This is a genomic window from Pseudomonas sp. AC463 (assembly GCF_979253585.1).
On sequence record NZ_CEEDDZ010000406.1, the window covers coordinates 1 to 302 of the forward strand.

At 64.6% G+C, this 302-nt stretch carries 1 protein-coding gene; it reads left to right on the forward strand.

Features of this window, described 5'->3' with window-relative positions; translation table 11 throughout:
* The coding region (locus AC0IYH_RS30745) for a Lon-like protease helical domain-containing protein (RefSeq protein WP_471837951.1) at positions 1 to 302 on the forward strand (302 nt) is incomplete at both ends.

Consider the following 302-nt stretch of genomic DNA (forward strand, 5'->3'; position numbering starts at 1 on the left):
CAGGAACGTGCCGTCCAGGCGCTGCAGTTCGGCGTGGCCATGCCGCGCCCTGGTTACAACGTATTCGTCATGGGCGAGCCGGGCACCGGGCGGTTCTCCTTCGTCAAGCGCTACCTGCGGGCCGAGGGCAAGCGCCTGGAAACCCCGCCGGATCGCGTCTACGTCAATCACTTCGACGAGCCTCGCGAGCCCCGTGCCGTGGAACTGGCTGCCGGTACTGCCGGGGAGTTCATCGCTGATATCAACGTGCTGATCGACAACCTGTTGGCGACCTTTCCCGCAGTGTTCGAGCACCCATCGTT